This window comes from Flavobacterium inviolabile (assembly GCF_013389455.1).
GTDB lineage: Bacteria > Bacteroidota > Bacteroidia > Flavobacteriales > Flavobacteriaceae > Flavobacterium > Flavobacterium inviolabile.
In genome coordinates this window covers 3587204-3601451 of sequence record NZ_CP058278.1, presented here as the reverse complement: position 1 = coordinate 3601451, position 14248 = coordinate 3587204, and the positions used below count along the sequence as shown (strand labels likewise).

Here is a 14248-nt window from a genome sequence, read left to right as displayed (position 1 = left end):
TTATAATCACACCCTTTTTTAATGGAATCTCTTTTTTTAGATACAGCATATCTGGCCTACCTCGAAAATTTCATGACAGAAAACCGTAAGGATGGCTTTGTTAAAGTTTTGGAAAACAGAACCAAGCATTTTACTGTGGCTGTAGAAGACCTGTTCCAGCTCCACAATACAAGTGCTGTAATGAGAAGTTGTGAAGTGTTTGGTATTCAGGAATTAAACGTGGTAGAACAGCGTTTTGGAAAGAAAATTGACAAAGAAATTGCGATGGGCGCCGAAAAGTGGGTGGATATTCACCGTTTTAATTCGAATCAGGATTGTATTGACAACCTGAAAGCACGCGGTTATCAGATTATTGCCACGACACCTCACGATGATGATTGTTTGCTGGAAGATTTTGATATTACAAAACCGTCGGCTATTTTTTTCGGAACGGAACGGCTTGGATTATCGGAAGAAGTGATGCAGCAGGCAGATGGCTATCTTAAAATTCCAATGGTTGGTTTTACGGAAAGCCTGAACATCTCCGTTTCGGCGGCGATTATCCTTCAGAATATATCTACGCGATTGCGGAAATCGGATATTGACTGGAAGCTGACGGAAGCCGAAGTTTTGGAAAAGAGAATCGACTGGGCCCGGAAATCCATCAAGGATATTGATTTTATTACCCGGAAATACCTGGAGAAACAATAAAAAAGGAGGACATTAATTCCTCCTTATTTTTATTATCTGCCAAAAGTGTCGTAATTGTCTTCGGCATATTTTTCAAAGCGTTTTAACGAAACGATATTTTCTTTTTCCAGTGCCGTCAGTTCGTTGTCGACATTCTCGGATACCGGAATATACCATTCCACCGGATCAAAAAACTGGCGGATGCTTTTTTTCTTAAAAGTATAACCGTGACGCGCATAAATGGTATTGCGGATGATTTCCAGATCCAGCTTTTTCAGGTTTTTTAAATCGTTATCGCTTAGCTTTTGTGTGGAAGCGTTAAGAATGGTGATGTTTTCGGATGCCTGCCGGTAATAATCTTCCGGATAGGTTTCTTCTTCATCGGTTACCTGAACCGTTTTCGGATTGTACCAGTCAATGTATTCCTCTTCGTCCGGCAGCATTAATTTCGGGTCGTATACAAATTGCTTTTTGGTCAGTTTAAAACTTCTTTTGGTAACATTCAGTTTTTTGTCGTTTGCCGTCCAGGTTCCGGTGAGTGTATCGTTTGTAATGGTAAATGCAAAGGAGCCGTCATATTTGTGATCTCCCGGTTCTTTAAGGCTGAAAGAAAACGTATTGCCGTTTTGGGTCAGGGTTCCAATGAGCGGGCGGTTGTTTCCGGCAACCACACTTTGTCCGATAACCTGATCCGGAGTGATTTTTTTTAGGATAATATTAATCTTGTTGGTCGGTGAAAATTCTTCCGGATTGTTTTGCTCTTCGGGAATAAAATCACCCACCCACGAGCCGTACAGTTCCGTGTTGGTTTCTTTTACAACTTCGTTTGCAGCGGTCTTTTCTATGGAATTCTCAACTTTCTTTTCTTTGGAATTACAGGCGGTTATGATTATTGTAAGCGCTAAAAAAATAAATTTCTTCATGTTTTACGTTTTTTAGATTGAATATACCATTCGATGAGCAATATGTTAGGAATCCATCCCAGCCAGGCAATTACCTGATACACTTCCATAGGATTGGGCTGGAAAAGAAAAACCAGAATCACTTTCCATAGTCGTAAAGTTATGGCAGAAAATGCTAAAGCAAAACTTCTGAGCATAAAATTCTGATGGGCAATGCGATTCTTTTTATAGATTTGTAAAATGCCCAGCAGGGTGAAGCTGAACCATAGTGTGCCTAAAAGGATAAAGGATACTTTGGCTGAAAATCCGCCATTGGCATGATAGCCTATAAACAATCCGGAAGGAGCGGCACAAAATAAAACGGTATACACGTATATTTTTCCAAAGAGCCGGTGGACTTTCGGGTAGCGCTTTAAAAGGGTATCGTTAAATTGTGTAAAACCGGCTATTAATACAAAAATAGCGCTGTAAACATGCAGGTAAAACAACGGCAGGTAGCCGGAAACACTTGTTACTTCGTGTTGTTTGATCTGTAAAAAGGCGCTGTCAGACCGGTAAGGAATATACCGGAGCGTGATGTCCAGCATCAGGTAAAAGAACCCGCAAAAAACAACCAGCCAAAGCCATTTCCAATAATTAAATGCTTTAGTGATTTTTTGCTCCATATTGCGGTAAAGCGTGTTTTATTTTCTTTTCAGAATCTTGTAGTCTTCATAACAACTGCTGATGGCTTCCATGATCTGGAGGTCATTTGCGGTTTGTATAAACGTTTCGGAATAGTTGCAACGCTGTAAAATTTCACCTATTTCTTTAACATCAATACCTAAAAGTGCGGCTAGCGTTTCTTTGTCAAACTTCGATGCCAGCAGGTTTTTGATTACATCATCCTTTTTCATCTCCTTAAGTTTGTTCATTTCTTTCGGTTTCTTTCCGAAGAAATTGTACAGTAAATCGGCAGGATTGAACAGGGAGCCTAAAACGCGGCTGATTTTGTTTGGAGAGTGATCTCCGGCTTCATATCCGTACGGAAGACCGGAAATAGGGTAACGGAAATTCTCGTTGAGCGGAAGTATTTTGGTGTCGACTTCCAGATATCCGGTTAAGATGTATTTGTTGATGATAACTTCTTCCAGAGCATACGCTTTTTCGGTAAGTCTGATTTTTGTGTTTTTATTTTTAAGCCAGTCGTTGGTTACCCGAACCTTAATGGATTCAAAACCCAGGAACGAAAAGTGAAGGGTATCGTTAGCTTTCGCTTCGATGGTAAATTCACCATGACCGTTAGATGTAGTTCCTTTAACGGTATTGATATTCACAACGTTTACGTTGCTTTTGGGAAGTAAAGTCGTAGCATTCACGACAATTCCGGAAACAGTTGTTGGTGTTTCCTGTGCTTGTACTACCAGTGAAAGTAGTGAAAATAAAAAAACTGCAAAAAATCTCATACGGGTCATTAGATTGGTCTAAAAGTAAGGGATATTTTGCAGTTTCTACATTATATTACAAGAAAATTAACAAAAGAATTAGCTTCTTCTTGGGCGTCTTCCTGTTGAGTTGTTCGATGAGCCTTCAGAACGACGTGGAGAACGGTCTGACGATGTTCTTCTTTCGTTTCTTGCCGGTCTATCGGAAAAGTCATCTCTTCTTTCTGAGCGTCCGCCTCCGAAACCTCTGTCTCTTCTGTCGCCGCCTCTGTCGCGATCACCACCTCTGTCACGATCACCGCCTCTTGAACGGCTTCTGTCTCCGCCACCGCTTCGGCCATTGTGATCTCTTCTTCGGGTATTGCTGCCACCATCATTTTTAGAAATCTCAACATTGATTTTTCTACCTTCTAAATGGATGTTGTTTAATACGTCCATTACTTTTTCGGCATGTTCAGCATCAGTGTTGAAGAAAGAGAATCCTTCTTTAACATCCACTTTGAATAAATCGTCACGACCTAATTCTAAAGTATCACGTAAGAAGTCTTTCAGGGTCATCCAGTCAAAATTATCTCTTGATCCGATGTTGATGAAGAAACGAACAGCTCCGTCAGATGGAATAGAACCACCTTCTTCACGACGCTCTCCCGCGTTTTGAGCGGTAAGATCTCTTGATTTTTTATAATAATTAATGAAACGGTTAAATTCTACTGAAACCATTTTCTTAATCAATTCCTCTTTTGATAAATCCTTCATTACTTCATAAATGGCTGGAAGATAAGCGTCGATTTCGTGATCAACTTCTACATCTTTAATTTTGTTAGCCAGGTGGAATAACTGGATTTCGCAAATTTCAATTCCGGAAGGAATTGGTTTCTCTTCAAATTTCGTTTTAATAATACGCTCGATCTGCGATATTTTACGTAATTCACTTTTTGTAATAATTACAAGTGATGTCCCTGATTTCCCGGCACGACCAGTTCTACCGGAACGGTGTGTGTAGGTTTCAATTTCATCCGGTAACTGATAGTTGATAACGTGTGTAATGTCGTCAACGTCAATTCCACGAGCCGCTACGTCTGTAGCTACAAGCATCTGAATTTGTCTTCCGCGGAAGGATTTCATAACGCTGTCACGTTGTGCCTGTGATAAATCACCATGTAAAGCTGCTGCATTATAACCGTCTTCGATTAATTTTTCGGCAACTGCCTGCGTGTCACGCTTGGTTCTACAAAACACAACTGAGAAAATATCAGGATTAGCATCGGCTAAACGTTTTAAAGCCGAGTAACGGTCACGAGCATTTACCAGGTAAAATTCGTGCGATACATTTTGTGAACCTGAGTTTTTGTGTCCAACAGTGATTTCAAGAGGTTTTCTCATGAACTCACGAGCTATTCTAGCTACTTCTTGTGGCATAGTTGCAGAAAACAACCATGTGCTTTTATCTTCCGGTGTATCGGATAAAATAGCTGTAATATCTTCATAAAATCCCATGTTTAACATCTCGTCAGCCTCATCAAGAACACAGAAATTAATGTTCTTAATGTTAACCATACCTCTGTTAATCATGTCTTGCATTCTTCCCGGAGTTGCCACAATAATTTGTGCTCCTCTTTTTACATCTTTCGCTTGTTCAGTGATGCTTGCACCGCCATAAACAGCTACAGTGTGAATTCCTTTAACGTATTTTGAATATTGTTTAATCTCATTGGTGATCTGTAAACAAAGTTCGCGTGTTGGCGATAAAATTAATGCCTGAGTATTTCTGTTATCAGCATCAATTTTTTGAATCAGTGGGAAACCAAACGCTGCAGTCTTACCAGTCCCGGTCTGCGCCAATGCTACAATGTCTGTGTCTTTTTCCAATAATAGGGGAATCGCCTTTTCCTGTACCTCCGACGGATTTTCAAATCCTAGATCTTTAATCGCCAGCAGTAGCGATTCATTCAATCCTAATTGTTCAAATTTATTCATTCGTTATTTTTAAATTGGGGGCAAAGTTACTGTAAATTAACGATATATGCTAATGTGTTTTGCATATTTGTATTTTTGTTTTTTGTTGATTTTCAGGTAGTTATTCCGGGAGGTCAGGCGCTCACTCATTTCTGTATCGAAATATGATGTCAGATTGCCGTAATATTGGCGTATAATTATGAAAACTTTATGAAGATTTTTCGTTGTTTTAACATTTACCGCTTTCTCTTTCCTCCGGTTTAGTACACTGATTTTATAGTGAATACAAAAATTCCGGTTTATTTATTTAGAAAATCAACCAATTGTTTTACGGCCTTGCCGCGGTGGCTGATGCCGGACTTTTCTTCCATTGTTAATTCAGCGAAAGTGCGGGTATCGTTTTCGGCTATAAAAACCGGGTCGTAACCAAATCCGTTTTCGCCTCTTTTTTCCGTAATGATCACACCGTTGATAATTCCGGTAAAAAGATGTTGTTCCCCATCGATATTCAGGGCAATAACGGTTTTGAAATTGGCATTTCGGTTGTTTTTGCCATCCAGTTCAGCCAGTAATTTGTCCATATTATCGGCATCGCTTTTGTGATCTCCGGCATAACGGGCAGAGATTACTCCCGGAGCACCGTTTAAAGCGTCAACTTCCAGTCCGCTATCGTCTGCGAAACAATTGTAACCGTAATGTTCCGTTACATAATTTGCTTTTAAAATAGCATTGCCTTCAATGGTGGCAGCGGTTTCGGGTATATCAACATCGCAGTTGATGTCAGTAAGGCTTAAAATCTGGATATCTTGTGGAAGTAATTGCTGAATTTCCTTAATTTTATTGCTGTTATTGGATGCAAAAACTAATTTCATAGGTAGTGTGTTGTCGTTTAAGCACACAAAGATACTTCAAAAGTATTTTAAGCCGAAAAAAAACAACCTTAAAAAGCGGCTTTCGGAAAAATTTCAGAACCGGGTAAACTCCGCAAGTTTCGGGTCGGATACCGGTTTGCTGCCAGCTACCTTTGTATCGTAATCATAAAAGAATTGTAAAAATGAAAACACAGGAAGACATTCATTTTGACCGTATTGCAAAGGCCATCACATTTTTGCAGGGCAATTTTAAGACACAGCCCACTTTGGATGAAGTGGCGGCCTATGTGCATTTAAGTCCTTTTCATTTCCAGAAAATGTTTACGGAATGGGCAGGCGTGAGTCCGAAAAAATTTCTACAGTATTTAACGGTCGAACACGCCAAAAAAATGCTGAAAAACAATCAGTTTACCTTGTCGGAAACGGCTTTTGAAACCGGACTTTCCGGAACGGGCAGGCTGCACGATTTGTTTGTGAATATTGAAGGGATGACCCCGGGTGATTATAAAAACGGAGGGGCTTTTCTGAACATCAATTATAGTTTTGAAGAAAGTCCGTTTGGCTTGCTGCTGATCGCATCAACAGCCAAAGGAATCTGCCATGTGGCTTTTGCCGATAATCCGGAAAGTTCGTTACAGGATATGAAACATACTTTTCCGAATGCTGTTTATACCGAGGCTTCCGATTCGATTCAAAAAGGGATCATGACGTTTTTCAGAAAAGACTGGACAGCGCCTCACCAGCTGAAATTGCATCTAAAAGGAACCGATTTTCAGCTGAAAGTATGGGAAACACTGCTAAAAGTACCAATGGGGCAATTAGTTACTTATGGCGATATTGCCAGAGCGATTAACCGTCCGAAAGCTTCGAGAGCGGTAGGTACGGCTATTGGAAACAATCCGGTGGCATTTTTGATTCCCTGCCACCGCGTGATACAGGCTACCGGAGTGATAGGAGAGTACCATTGGGGCAGTGCCCGTAAAAAAGCGATCATCGGCTGGGAAGCCAGTCAGGCAGATATCTTTATAAGCGAATCGTAATGGAAGGGATAACGGAACGAATAGCGGCAATGGATTGGGAAAAAGTAACTCTATCCATGCACGAAAAAGGCTATGCAGCAGTATCGGGTGTACTTACGGATGAAGCGTGCCGTTTTTTAATTGAAAATTACGACAATACCGGCTGGTACCGGAAAAAGGTGGTGATGGAACGGTATCGTTTCGGATTGGGCGAATACCAGTATTTTAAATATCCGTTACCGGAATTACTGCAAAATATCCGGGAAGCGGTGTATCCGGAACTGGCATCCATTGCCAATCTATGGATGAAAGCACTCCATATAGATACGGTATTCCCGGCTGCTCATCAGGATTTACTGGATTTGTGTGCCGAAAAGAACCAGCTAAAACCCACGGTGCTGATCCTGACTTATGGAAAAGGCGGTTACAACACCCTGCATCAGGATTTGTACGGGGAGGTTTATTTCCCGATTCAGATGGTCTTGTTTTTAAATGAGCCGGATGAGGATTATACCGGCGGGGAGTTTGTGCTGACCGAGCAAATTCCGAGAGCACAGTCACGGGCAATCGTGCTGAAACCCAAAAAAGGGGATATCCTGTTTTTTACGACCAATTTCAGGCCGGTAAAAGGAACAAAAGGGTACTACAGGGTGAACATGAAACACGGTGTCAGTGAAGTGCAAAGCGGGAAGCGGCATACTTTAGGGATTATTTTTCACGATGCTTTAAGCTAATAGGTGTATGATGGCACATTGTTCGTTAACCGATTCCGAATTGCATAGCGGGATACGGAAACAAAGTATTATTTTTGGAGGTAATAAAAAGTTACGGATTTACGGGCTTTTGCGCTGTGCGTCCGGAAAGCGGATGAAAAAGGAAAACAGGGTGTTTTTTGCCACGGAAGCCATGGCGGTAGCGGCAGGATTTCGCCCCTGCGGACATTGCATGAAAGCACAGTACCGATTTTGGAAATTAAACAACTTACAGTAATGGACTTATTCAGTACCGGAGCAATAGAAAATTTACTGCCTTATGACGGGGAAGTGAATTACTACGGAAGAATTATGAACGGAAGTGAAGCACAGCATTATTATGACCGCCTGATGGAAACCATTGCCTGGCGGAATGATGAAGCCATCATTTTCGGGAAACTGATCCTGACCAAAAGAAAGGTCGCCTGGTATGGCGATAAGGAATTTCTGTATACCTATTCGAATACGACCAAAAAGGCACTGCCGTGGACACCGGAATTGTTAGCCTTAAAAAAAATGGCCGAAACACAGTCCGGAACACAATTTAATTCCTGCCTTTTAAATTTATACCATGACGGACAGGAAGGAATGGCCTGGCACAGTGATGATGAAAAATCACTGGGCGCTAATACCGTTATTGCTTCGATGAGTTTTGGTGCCGAACGCAAATTCTCGTTCAAACATAAAACAACCAAAGCGACCACCTCGCTGCTGCTGGAAGCCGGCAGTCTTCTAATCATGAAAGGCGCTACGCAAACCAACTGGCTGCACCGGCTGCCGCCCACTACAAAAATAACACGTCCCCGTGTGAATCTTACTTTCAGAACCATTGTAGACCAGTTCTGAGATCGCGTTTTATAAAAACTTTTAACGGTGCGTAAATAAAGTCAATCATTATTTTATGATTAATTTTATATTCATTTTCTTTGACATCCGTGAAATAACATCCTTATCGTAATAGACAGGGAAAAATTGTGGTATATAAAAAGGGGGGAATTTCCCCTTGTAGCCTGCAAGTGTTCACTATAATTTTGTCACAAATCAATAATCAATCTAAAAAATGAATGCAACAGTTAAACCTACGCAGCTAATTTCTTTTGAAAAAGGAAAAGAACTGAATAAAAATTACAATGAAAAAAGAAGCGCAATGCTAATGGAAAGAATGGGTATGGAAGATGCCAATGCTTTTTGGTTTTCCATCGAGGAATTAGAGCGCTATATTACTTATGTAAAAGAAACAGGAGAAGCGAAAGGCTATACTGTTGACGGAATCCGGGTTTACCTTGGTGTATATTCTTCTGAAGAAGCAAAGAATGCGGATTATACGACTGTCTTTTTAGCGCCAACAGGAGCAAAGGGAGCAGCGCAGATCCAGAGAGACGGTACAATACCGGCACCACTAAATCCAATTGATATCACTGAAATTGAACCGTTAAATTATGGATCGATGGGGAATCCTCCAAAACTGAATTACGGGGGATAATAATGTTAGCAGATTTAAGACTATATACTGTGTTTTTAGCCTTATTGGCGGGTATGTTTGGCATCATTTACTGGTACAAGCTTCCCAATAATAAGGCAAAGCTTTTTGTATTGTCCATTTGGCTTTCGGCGATTACAGAACTAACAGGGATTTTTTACACACAGGTTACAGGACAGGTAAACTATATGGTTTTCAATATCTATATGTTTATTATTTTCCCGTACTATATTTTGTTTTTAAAGTCTATTTTACAACAGCCAAAAAATAAATTTGCCGCAAACGTTTGTTTTGCCTTGTTTGCCCTGTCGGTTATCATTAATCCGGTCTTTTTCCAGGATATAGTAGAAGAGGTCTGTTTTAATAATTTTGCCATAGGTGTTGTTATGGTGCTGGTCCTGAGCTGCCTGTATCTCGTAGAGTTATTCAGTTCCAACCTGATATTGTCCTTAAAAGACACTATTTTTTTCTGGTTTGTATTGGGGATACTATTGTTTTATGTACCCTATTTACCCTTTATGCTCTCTTTACGTTGGTTCTTATCCGGAATCCACGAATCGACGTATAGTCTGATAGTATTCTTTTTAAACGTATTAATGAACGGCAGTTTTATTTTCGGTTTTATATGGAGCAAAAAGAGATACCATTATTAATCATTTCGTTCAGTATTGTTCTTTTTACATTATTAGGGACACTGCTTGTTTTTTTCTTTTATTTTCAGAAGAAGAAATCCAAATTTTTAATGGATAAAATGGAAGCCGAACTCTTCTTTAATTCGGAGCTAGCCAAATCCAGGATCGAAATCAAAGAACAGACACTTACCAACATCAGCAGGGAATTACACGATAATATCGGACAGATACTGTCGGTTGCCGTAATGCAGCTCAATTTAATGGCAGCCAGTACAGACGGGAATAGTAAAAACGAGATTGATGAAGTCCGCAAACTGGTTAGTAAATCACTGGACGAAATCAGGATGGTAGCCAAACTGATAAACGGCGATATTGTTTTACAATCCAGTTTTATTGAAGCGGTTACCGAAGATTTAAACCGTATTACAAAGTTAAAGATCATTGACTGCAGGTTAGAGGTAACCGGTACCGTCCGGAAAATAAACTCCCAGCATGAAGTGATTATCTATAGAATACTGCAGGAAGCAATGACAAATGCATTAAAATATTCGCACAGCAAAACCATTGCCGTGTGTATTGACTTTAAGGGATCCAATTGTGTTATTGAAATAGCCGATTCGGGTATTGGCTTTGACAATTCGAAAGTTGAAAAGGGTTCCGGACTCGCTAATATGAATACCAGAGCGAAGCTTATTGGCGCAACCTTTTCTGTTATTTCCAAACAGAATGAGGGAACAAGATTAACCATTAATTACCCTATAACTAAAGAATTAAAAGATTAAAACGCCCCTTACTATGAACAAAATTAAAATTGTAATTGTTGACGACCACTTGTTGTTTTCACAATCACTATCCTTTCTGATAAACAGTTTCAAAGAGTTTGTCGTTGCAGGAAATTACAACAACGGCAAAGACTTTTTAACCGGATTAGTCGCTACGGAAGAATTACCGGACCTGGTATTACTGGATGTAAACATGCCGGTTATGGACGGAGTTGAAACGATGAAACGCCTTAAAGAAAACTATCCCGAACTTAGGGTGCTGGCACTGTCTGTTAATGACGATGAAGATACCATTATCAAGATGATCAGCAACGGCGCTACCGGGTATTTACTAAAGGATACCCATCCTGCCGTTTTTAGGGAAGCGCTTTTAAAAGTACACGAAACGGGTTATTTTTATACCGAAATGGTTTCCGGTGTATTGATTAATAAACTGGGTGCCGCAAGTAAGGCAAGCCTGAAAGAACGGGAGATCGAATTTATCAAACTGGCCTGTACCGAAATGACCTATCGGGAAATTGCCGATGAAATGTGCCTGAGTCCTAAAACGGTTGACGGTTATCGGGAAAACCTGTTTCAGAAACTGGAAATCAAAACCCGCATCGGACTCGTTTTATATGCCATGAAGAATAAAATCGTCTGTATCTAAAAAACGAATGCAATACGGGTAAAAGGAGGAAACGGTTGCGCCATTATGAATGGTCAGGCACTGTATTTTTGATAGGCTCTTGCCAGTTTTTCGTCATATTTATTGGCTTTATAGCCTTCTCCGTTATAGCGGTACGCAAAGGTTTCCCAGTTTTTGGTTTGCAGCGGTCCGATCAGATCGTTCTTCCTTAAAAACTGCCCGAAAGCCTCCAGGTGTTCGCGCTCGTCCATATACATTTTACCCACAAAACTATCGATACTTTCATAGCCCAGTGCTATCGCATTAAAACCCATGATCTGGAAAACGCCCCATGAAGAGGAAGCGTTTGCGGCATCGGAAAGGTTCATTCCCGGAATTAACCGGATTGCTTTTTGCAGCCGGTCGTATTCGCGCTGTCCGCCAAGGTAAAATTTCCGGGTCCATTTTTCATAAAGAATATCCTGGTTGGCAGTACTCGCATACTGCTGCGGATCGATATTTCTTCGCGTGAGCTCTCTCCAGAAAACATGTCCTTCAAAGAGTATTTTCGGCCGGCCGTCAATAAGAAAGCCTTTACCGCTGCTTTCAATTTCATTTACGGCCTTGATAACAGCCAGTTCCAGCTGATACTCACTGGCAAAATCAATTAGATCCTGTTCCGAAAGCAGCTTGTCGTTATAGTTGACAAGCTGGCTGTTCTTTTCAAATAACCGGGACCAGGTTTTGATGCCTGCGATACCGTCAATCACCAGGTTGTTTTTAGCCTGAAAATCTTTTACCGCTTCATCAACTTCCCGGGTAAAGGTATCCGTTACTTTAAGGAGATACCCGATCTTACAAAGCATTTCACACAGGGTAGCCACTTCGGGCGCCCGGGTATTCAGTTTGAGTGTTTTCATAATGTTTACTGTTACGTGAATAATCGTTTAACGGTGTGGCTATTTGTGTTTGGGTATCGTCATAATGGAAGTGTCCGAGAAATCAAAAATGCTGTTTTTGGAAGCAATGATATTGTCGTTCTTGTCGAAATAATTTATTCGGTAAGAAAGTGTTGTTCTTCCCTGCGGAACGGTATTTTTTATGATAAAGTTAAAAAGGACGGGAATTGAAAATTCAGCTTTCAGCTTTTCGATATTGAATTTACTCAGGGTTTCGTCAACCACCAGCTCAATCTGAATTTTACTGATCTTCGTGTTTTGTTTCTGAATCTGCAACTGTATGTATTTGTTATAGTCTGTCGATTTGGAAACGATCTGGCTGAATTCTGTGCTGATGTCTTCAATACTTTCATAATCAAAATACACGTCTTTCAGGTTCAGCATGGCATTTTCGCTGCTAATGGCATTCAGTGCCAGTTCCACAGTTTGTCCGCTGTCCAGTAACGGATATTTGGTAAAGAAAGCATTGTTGAAATAAGGCGCATTATTGTGGTCGATAAAAAGTACCGCATTGATTTTACATTTGGAAATCGACTTATTTTCCGTAGTCAGCTTTTTGGAAGTACGGTCAAAAACGGTATCCAGCAGCTCGCCGTTTGTTTTTTCAATATTCAGTTCGATAATACTGGTATCCTTAATTTCCTTATGCCTGAAATTGATATTGGCAAACTGGGAAACGGAATTGTTCAAAGCATTGATGAGCAGGCTGGCATCGTTGAGGTTTTCGGTGGTAATGGAAAACAGGAAGTATTTCCCGTCTGTCGTCACATCCGATTTCTGAAGGAAATAATTACCGCTGATGTCAAAGTCGGAATCAATATTGTTGGGATATAAAAACTGGATCTCATTCAGGTAGTCGGCCGGATTTCCATCCAGAAAGTTATTGTTTTTCAAATCGATTTTTAATTTGGTAAGATCGTAGTCGGATAAATCCGGGCCCAAAGCAAACTGGAAGCTGATTTTTGAAATATCTTCGGTCAATCCGGTTCCGTCTTCATAGGCATGAAAAATGGTTGAAATACACGGTTTCTTTGTGTCGATTGCTCTGGACAGGCAGTATATTTTTGAGATCAGCAGGAACGTATTCGGCTGAATCGTCGATTTATAAATGGAAAGCTTGTTGTAATTCACTCCCGGAATAAAGATCTGTCTGAATTGGGAAAAGTCGTAATTGGAGTTAAACGGGTTAACGATAAAACCGCCGTCAATTGTTTTATACAGGCTTATTGAAGCGTCTGCGGCTAAAGGATAATTAATGGTTTTGTTTACCTTTAGTAAAAACGTACTTTTTACATATTGTTCCGGTTCTTCGGCAACAATGTTCTGCTCTTTCTGAATCTCGCGCATCGTTTCTTTTGAAATCAGGCTTTTGGCAGAATTGGAACGAATGAGCAACGGACTGTCCAGTAAGGCAGCGGTTTTCAGGCTCATCCGGGCACTGGCAGCCGTATCCGGATCCCGGTTGATGATGGGCGGCGTGGTGGTGCCGTCAATACCTTTGGCATATAGAAATTTACGCCGGAATTTGGTATAGCCTTTAAAATCAAAAAATAAGTCCAGGCTGGATTTTAGTGTTTCGATTTTGGTGACCATATTCAGGAATGCAATTTTTACCGCCTGGTCTTTCAGGTTAAAGAGGATCTCGCTTTTTTCCGGATTGATAAGGCCGTTTATCTTTACGGTTTCCGTTTCTTTATTGTTCTCGACTCTCAGGTTTAGGACCACTTCCCGCAATTGGATCGGGATGTTGCGCAGCGTACTGGTTTCGGGTTTGTTCCGGATGGCATAACGCAGCGTTACATAGCCGTAAAGACCACTGTTCCGCCCGAAAGCGTCCAGAATGTTTTCATAGTAAAAAACGGTATTGTCGTTAGGCGTGATGATCACCTCGGGAAAAGTAAAGAATATCTTGTTGTCGTTATAATCCTGAAAAAGCGAATTTTCCGTGATTAAAATGTTGTTTTCCACAAGAGGCAAACGTTCCCTGTTTACCGGAGTTGTGGGGTTTATATTGATGGAATGAACAACGGGATGTTCAATTACCGTGAATTTCTGAAGGTTGTTTACCGTCACAGCCGAGAAAGAACTGCTCGGTTTGGAGGCTTCCAGGTTGAAGCGGTTAATCGGAACTAATTTTGTTCCGTCCAGTTTAAAAGTATTGTTATCCGGCATGATATTGTTTTTTTGAGTTGAA

General features: G+C 40.7%; 16 protein-coding genes. 9 read left to right on the top strand and 7 right to left on the bottom strand.

Annotated elements, in window-relative coordinates; all coding sequences use genetic code 11:
• Window positions 1-21: 21 nt before the first annotated feature.
• Window positions 22-690: a TrmH family RNA methyltransferase gene (locus HW120_RS16210; protein ID WP_177735471.1), complete on the top strand. Its 669-nt coding sequence runs from the start codon at window positions 22-24 to the stop codon at window positions 688-690.
• A 32-nt stretch (window positions 691-722) separates the two neighbouring features.
• Here the strand turns inward: HW120_RS16210 and HW120_RS16205 are convergent, their stop codons facing one another.
• The 5 genes from HW120_RS16205 to HW120_RS16185 all read right to left on the bottom strand — a co-directional run bounded on the left by HW120_RS16205 (window position 723) and on the right by HW120_RS16185 (window position 5823).
• Window positions 723-1592, bottom strand: coding sequence for a YARHG domain-containing protein (locus HW120_RS16205; RefSeq protein ID WP_177735469.1), 870 nt, complete (start codon window positions 1590-1592; stop codon window positions 723-725).
• A complete protein-coding gene (locus HW120_RS16200) occupies window positions 1589-2236 on the bottom strand; it encodes a DUF2306 domain-containing protein (RefSeq protein WP_246297006.1) in 648 nt (215 codons plus the stop codon). Before HW120_RS16200 ends, HW120_RS16205 begins: the two co-directional genes overlap by 4 nt.
• 18 nt (window positions 2237-2254) lie before the next feature.
• Window positions 2255-3016 carry a carboxypeptidase-like regulatory domain-containing protein gene (locus tag HW120_RS16195; protein ID WP_177735466.1) on the bottom strand — a complete coding sequence of 254 codons (762 nt, stop codon included), beginning with the start codon at window positions 3014-3016 and terminating at the stop codon, window positions 2255-2257.
• A 78-nt stretch (window positions 3017-3094) separates the two neighbouring features.
• Complete coding sequence (locus HW120_RS16190) at window positions 3095-4972, bottom strand: DEAD/DEAH box helicase (protein WP_177735464.1); 1878 nt, start codon at window positions 4970-4972, stop codon at window positions 3095-3097.
• 278 nt (window positions 4973-5250) lie between these two features.
• Window positions 5251-5823 (bottom strand): non-canonical purine NTP diphosphatase, encoded by a 573-nt coding sequence (locus tag HW120_RS16185; RefSeq protein WP_177735462.1) that lies wholly within the window; start codon window positions 5821-5823, stop codon window positions 5251-5253.
• Between the two features lie 182 nt (window positions 5824-6005).
• Between HW120_RS16185 and HW120_RS16180 the strand changes: the two genes are divergently transcribed.
• From HW120_RS16180 to HW120_RS16145, 8 genes are all read left to right on the top strand, one after another.
• Entirely contained in the window at window positions 6006-6863 is an 858-nt protein-coding gene (locus HW120_RS16180; protein WP_177735460.1) for a bifunctional helix-turn-helix domain-containing protein/methylated-DNA--[protein]-cysteine S-methyltransferase, read from the top strand.
• Window positions 6863-7576, top strand: coding sequence for a 2OG-Fe(II) oxygenase (locus HW120_RS16175; protein WP_177735458.1), 714 nt, complete (start codon window positions 6863-6865; stop codon window positions 7574-7576). The genes HW120_RS16180 and HW120_RS16175 overlap by 1 nt, the downstream gene beginning before the upstream one ends.
• A 7-nt stretch (window positions 7577-7583) precedes the next feature.
• Complete coding sequence (locus HW120_RS16170) at window positions 7584-7832, top strand: Ada metal-binding domain-containing protein (protein ID WP_177735456.1); 249 nt, start codon at window positions 7584-7586, stop codon at window positions 7830-7832.
• On the top strand, window positions 7832-8440 hold the full coding sequence (locus tag HW120_RS16165; RefSeq protein WP_177735454.1) for an alpha-ketoglutarate-dependent dioxygenase AlkB family protein: 609 nt from the start codon (window positions 7832-7834) through the stop codon (window positions 8438-8440). Before HW120_RS16170 ends, HW120_RS16165 begins: the two co-directional genes overlap by 1 nt.
• Before the next feature lie 214 nt (window positions 8441-8654).
• Window positions 8655-9077 (top strand): hypothetical protein, encoded by a 423-nt coding sequence (locus HW120_RS16160; protein ID WP_177735452.1) that lies wholly within the window; start codon window positions 8655-8657, stop codon window positions 9075-9077.
• 2 nt (window positions 9078-9079) lie between these two features.
• Window positions 9080-9727, top strand: a complete 648-nt coding sequence (locus HW120_RS16155; protein WP_177735450.1) for a hypothetical protein — start codon at window positions 9080-9082, stop codon at window positions 9725-9727.
• Window positions 9728-9825: 98 nt separating this feature from the next.
• On the top strand, window positions 9826-10488 hold the full coding sequence (locus tag HW120_RS16150) for a sensor histidine kinase (protein ID WP_246297005.1): 663 nt from the start codon (window positions 9826-9828) through the stop codon (window positions 10486-10488).
• 13 nt (window positions 10489-10501) lie between these two features.
• A complete protein-coding gene (locus HW120_RS16145) occupies window positions 10502-11137 on the top strand; it encodes a response regulator (RefSeq protein ID WP_177735446.1) in 636 nt (211 codons plus the stop codon).
• A 53-nt stretch (window positions 11138-11190) separates the two neighbouring features.
• Here the strand turns inward: HW120_RS16145 and HW120_RS16140 are convergent, their stop codons facing one another.
• Window positions 11191-12015, bottom strand: a complete 825-nt coding sequence (locus tag HW120_RS16140) for an N-acetylmuramidase domain-containing protein (RefSeq protein WP_177735444.1) — start codon at window positions 12013-12015, stop codon at window positions 11191-11193.
• 39 nt (window positions 12016-12054) lie between these two features.
• Window positions 12055-14226, bottom strand: a complete 2172-nt coding sequence (locus HW120_RS16135; RefSeq protein WP_177735442.1) for a hypothetical protein — start codon at window positions 14224-14226, stop codon at window positions 12055-12057.
• Window positions 14227-14248: the final 22 nt, after the last annotated feature.

Coding starts and splice junctions, on each gene's coding strand:
- HW120_RS16210 (WP_177735471.1), top strand. CDS start 22: ATGGAATCTCTTTTTTTAGATACAGCATATCTGGCCTACCTCGAAAAT.
- HW120_RS16165 (WP_177735454.1), top strand. CDS start 7,832: ATGGACTTATTCAGTACCGGAGCAATAGAAAATTTACTGCCTTATGAC.
- HW120_RS16190 (WP_177735464.1), bottom strand. CDS start 4,972: ATGAATAAATTTGAACAATTAGGATTGAATGAATCGCTACTGCTGGCG.
- HW120_RS16195 (WP_177735466.1), bottom strand. CDS start 3,016: ATGAGATTTTTTGCAGTTTTTTTATTTTCACTACTTTCACTGGTAGTA.
- HW120_RS16135 (WP_177735442.1), bottom strand. CDS start 14,226: ATGCCGGATAACAATACTTTTAAACTGGACGGAACAAAATTAGTTCCG.
- HW120_RS16155 (WP_177735450.1), top strand. CDS start 9,080: ATGTTAGCAGATTTAAGACTATATACTGTGTTTTTAGCCTTATTGGCG.
- HW120_RS16185 (WP_177735462.1), bottom strand. CDS start 5,823: ATGAAATTAGTTTTTGCATCCAATAACAGCAATAAAATTAAGGAAATT.
- HW120_RS16160 (WP_177735452.1), top strand. CDS start 8,655: ATGAATGCAACAGTTAAACCTACGCAGCTAATTTCTTTTGAAAAAGGA.
- HW120_RS16170 (WP_177735456.1), top strand. CDS start 7,584: ATGATGGCACATTGTTCGTTAACCGATTCCGAATTGCATAGCGGGATA.
- HW120_RS16180 (WP_177735460.1), top strand. CDS start 6,006: ATGAAAACACAGGAAGACATTCATTTTGACCGTATTGCAAAGGCCATC.
- HW120_RS16175 (WP_177735458.1), top strand. CDS start 6,863: ATGGAAGGGATAACGGAACGAATAGCGGCAATGGATTGGGAAAAAGTA.
- HW120_RS16205 (WP_177735469.1), bottom strand. CDS start 1,592: ATGAAGAAATTTATTTTTTTAGCGCTTACAATAATCATAACCGCCTGT.
- HW120_RS16145 (WP_177735446.1), top strand. CDS start 10,502: ATGAACAAAATTAAAATTGTAATTGTTGACGACCACTTGTTGTTTTCA.
- HW120_RS16150 (WP_246297005.1), top strand. CDS start 9,826: ATGGAAGCCGAACTCTTCTTTAATTCGGAGCTAGCCAAATCCAGGATC.
- HW120_RS16200 (WP_246297006.1), bottom strand. CDS start 2,236: ATGGAGCAAAAAATCACTAAAGCATTTAATTATTGGAAATGGCTTTGG.
- HW120_RS16140 (WP_177735444.1), bottom strand. CDS start 12,015: ATGAAAACACTCAAACTGAATACCCGGGCGCCCGAAGTGGCTACCCTG.